We start from the raw sequence: 263 nt of genomic DNA, 5'->3' as shown, positions 1-263 counted from the left end.
CTGCTGGCGTGCAGTTATTAAATGACGAAGTCATACGCCTCACGCACCAAGGGCAAGCGTTTTGGCTGATGGGACGCTTCGACAATCATAAGCGTCAGCGCGTCCCGACGACTGAGCTACTGGCGCAGGTCAATAGCGCTGAGCCGCTGATATTGTTAGACCACAGACCAAGTGATATTGCTGAGCACAGCCAAATGCCGATTGATTTGCAGCTCTCTGGGCATACCCATAACGGTCAGATATTCCCCGCCAACTTCATTGTC

At 52.5% G+C, this 263-nt stretch carries 1 pseudogene; it reads left to right on the top strand.

The features are described from left to right. Positions 1-263: pseudogene (locus tag AAEY78_RS13590) on the top strand (metallophosphoesterase); the annotation flags it as partial.

Source organism: Psychrobacter sp. 16-MNA-CIBAN-0192, from assembly GCF_040309565.1.
GTDB lineage: Bacteria > Pseudomonadota > Gammaproteobacteria > Pseudomonadales > Moraxellaceae > Psychrobacter.
This window is presented reverse-complemented; position numbering and strand designations above follow the sequence as displayed.